Source organism: Pseudorhodobacter sp., from assembly GCF_030452865.1.
In the GTDB taxonomy this organism is placed as follows: Bacteria; Pseudomonadota; Alphaproteobacteria; order Rhodobacterales; family Rhodobacteraceae; genus Pseudorhodobacter.
Genome location: NZ_JAKDLJ010000377.1, coordinates 1 through 3,386 on the forward strand (window position 1 = coordinate 1; position 3,386 = coordinate 3,386).

At 59.5% G+C, this 3,386-nt stretch carries 3 protein-coding genes; all 3 read right to left on the bottom strand.

Features of this window, described 5'->3' with window-relative positions; translation table 11 throughout:
- Positions 1 to 816, bottom strand: an 816-nt coding sequence (locus tag L0H65_RS16630; RefSeq protein ID WP_301460327.1) for a L,D-transpeptidase, incomplete at its 3' end; no start/stop codon positions are given.
- Between the two features lie 135 nt (positions 817 to 951).
- Positions 952 to 1,788 (bottom strand): tryptophan 2,3-dioxygenase, encoded by an 837-nt coding sequence (gene kynA / locus L0H65_RS16635; protein WP_301460331.1) that lies wholly within the window; start codon positions 1,786 to 1,788, stop codon positions 952 to 954.
- Positions 1,789 to 2,051: 263 nt separating this feature from the next.
- Positions 2,052 to 3,248, bottom strand: coding sequence for a kynureninase (gene kynU, locus L0H65_RS16640; RefSeq protein WP_301460329.1), 1,197 nt, complete (start codon positions 3,246 to 3,248; stop codon positions 2,052 to 2,054).
- Positions 3,249 to 3,386 lie beyond the last annotated feature (138 nt).

Below are 3,386 nucleotides of genomic sequence, written 5' to 3' on the forward strand. Positions count from 1 at the left end.
AGCTTCCAGCTTTGGCCCTTCATAGGTCACGGTCTTGATTTCCGGCATCGCGGGCGCTGCGGGCTTGGGCTTTGCTTTGGCGACGGTAACTTTCGGCTTCGGGGGTGTCGGAATCTTCAAGCCTTTGGGCGTGGAGCCATCGGCGTTCAGCACCAGAACTTCCGCCCCCGGACGGATGCGTTGGTTGAGGTCGATCACGTCCTGCTGGATCATCCGGATACAGCCAGAGGAAGCATTCTTGCCAATCGACCACCAATCCGGCGTACCGTGGATGCGGTAACCATAGTCACGCCCGCCCGACAAAAGATAGATCGCGCGCGCACCCAGCGGGTTGGTCGGGCCGCCCGGTTGGCCATCTTTCCACTTTTCCAGTTCGGGCTTGCGGGCAATCATTTCCTTCGGCGGGGTCCAGGTCGGCCAGTTCTTCGTTTCGGAGACGACAGCCTCCCCCGCCCATTCAAAACCGGATTTGCCCACCGAAATGCCATAGCGGATAGCTTCGTTCTTGCCGGTGATGAGGTAAAGGAACTTCTGGCCCGGATTGATCACGATGGAACCGGGCGGCATCGTGCTGGCATAGCTTACTTCTTGGCGCCGCAAGGCTTCGGGAAATTTTTCCAACGGGATCGCCGGGATTGCGATATTGCCGTCCATCTTCGCGACATAAGCGGTCGAAGCAGGCTCCACTTCTGCGCTGCGTTGGGTTGCGACGGGGTCTGCCGGGGTGGTCGCCATCGGGGCGACGCAACCTGCCAGCAGCAAGGACATTGCAACCGGCAAGCCAGAGAGGCGGAGAATGGGGCCGTAACTGCGCATAAATATAAACCCTTTGGTTTCCGCCAAAGCGGATTCTTCTATTGTTTCCACCGATAGAACAAAGGCGGCGACGGGTCAAAGCGGATTACCGCCCGAAAAGGTCGGTTTTCCGCCGATCCCGCTGCTTTTCGGGGGTTAAAGCGTGGTGCGCAACTGCCAAAGTTCCGGAAACAAGACGACATCGAGCATCCGGCGCAGGTATTGCACGCCAGAGGTGCCGCCGGTGCCGCGCTTGAAGCCGATGATGCGTTCGACCGTGGTGACGTGGTTGAAGCGCCAACGACGGAAATAGTCTTCGAAATCAACCAGCTTCTCGGCCATTTCATAGGCTTCCCAATAGGTTTCGGGATCGCGGTAGACGGTTTCCCATACGGCCTGCACACCTTCGTTCGCGACCCACGGCTGCGAGAGATCACGGTTGATCACATTTTCGGGAACAGGCAGGCCGGCACGATATAAATGGCGCAGCGCCTCATCATAAAGGCTGGGCCGGGCGAGTTCGGTCTGCAAAAGTGCTGTGTAATCCGCGCGATGCGCATGCGGGCGCAGCATGGCTGCGTTGCGGTTGCCGACAGCAAATTCGATCAGCCGGTACTGGTGGCTTTGAAAACCGGAGGATTGCCCGAGATCGTCGCGAAACCGGGTGTATTCCCACGGCGTCATCGTGCGCAGCACGTCCCAAGCGTTGTTCAACTGTTCCATGATGCGCGAGATACGGGCGAGCATCTTGAACGCCTCACGCGGGCAATCGGCGGCAATCTTTCGGCGTGCGGCATCCAGTTCGTGAATAGCCAGGCGCATCCAGAGTTCGGAGGTCTGATGCTGGATGATGAACAACATTTCATCATGAGCGGCGGATTTCAGGGTCTGCGCCGTCAGGATCTGGTCGATATGCAGATAATCGCCATAAGACATGCGGCCATCGAACGACATCTCCGCGCCGTCCTGTGCGGGGTCGATTGCGGTATGCATCGGGCATTGGGATTCGGTCATTTGTTGGTTCCTCAGTGGGTCGGGTTGAAGGCATGCGGATCGGGGATCGGCCGCTTCAATTGACCGCGAGGACGGACATCGCGGCAACCCGCCGCCAATAGGCTGCCCAACCGGCGGGCGCGCACAGTGGCACGGTTCGGGTCGAATGACCCGTCGCCCGCGCCAGTGGCTGCCTCGGGAGCCTCCGGCGGAGGTATTTTTGCCAAGATGAAATCGCGGCGCGCATTTCGCGGGTCAATCGGTCAGGTCACGCGGGACCGGGTTTTGTATTCCGGGCGGTCCCATAGGCTTTGCGTCATGATGTCGGCCAGAATCGCCACTGCCATATCCACATCATTTTCATTGATGTAGAGGGGGGTGAAGCCGAAGCGCAGGATATCGGGCGCGCGGAAGTCGCCGATCACGCCGTTGGCGATCAGGGCCTGCATGATGTCGTAACCCTCGGGATGGCGGAAGGAGGCCTGCGAACCTCGCAGCGTGCCATCACGCGGTGATGCGAGGGTGAGGTCGGGGAAGCTACCCTCCACCCCGGCGATGAAGCGGTCGATCAGGGCGATGGATTTGGCGCGGACATCGGCCATGTCGGCTTGTTCCCAGATATCGAGCGCAGCCTCCAATGCCGCGAGTTGCAGCACCGGGGGGGTGCCGACCCGCATGCGTTCGATGCCATTGCCAGGAGTATAATCTAGATCAAAGGCGAAGGGTTGCTGATGGCCGAGCCAGCCGGAAAGGGCAGGGCGCGCCTTTTCCTGATGGCGGGGGGCAACATAGATGAAAGCCGGGCCGCCGGGGCCGGAGTTCAAATATTTGTAGGTGCAGCCGATCGCAAAATCGGCGTTGCAGGCGGCCAGATGCACTGGCAACGCACCCGCGCTATGGGCCAGGTCCCAAACCGTCAGCGCGCCTTTTTCATGGGCGCGTTTGGTGATCGCCTTCATGTCATGTTTGCGCCCGGTCCGGTAGTCGACCTCAGTGATCAGGGTGACGGCGACAGTATCATCAATGGCGTCCAGCACTTCCTCCGGTGCCACGGTTTTCAGGATGTAATCCGGCCCGAGCGTGCGGCACAGCCCATCAGCCATATAAAGATCCGACGGGAAGTTGCCGGTATCGGACAGGATCACCCGGCGCTTGGGATTCATTTCCAGCGCGGTTGCAAGTGCTTGATAGACTTTGATCGACAGCGTGTCGCCCATCACCACAGACCCTGCTTCGGCACCGATCAGCTTGGCAATACGATCCCCCACGGCAGAGGGTTGCGCCATCCACCCCGCCTTGTTCCAGCCGGTGATCAGCAGCTTGCCCCATTCTTCGGTGATGGTTTTTGCGACGCGGGCGGCGGCGGCACTTGGCAGTGGCCCAAGGGAGTTTCCGTCAAGATAGATCACGCCTTTGGGAAGGTCGAATTGCGCGCGCAGGCTGGCAAAATCGGTGGGCATCGGGCATCCTCTCAGCTGTTGCGCCATATAAACGCGGCTGCGGATTAATTTCAAGTTTGAAATGATGGAGTCTCTGATGCGCTGGTTGGAATTGCCACCACTTTATCTGGCTGGATTTCTGGCTCTGGCCTATCTGTC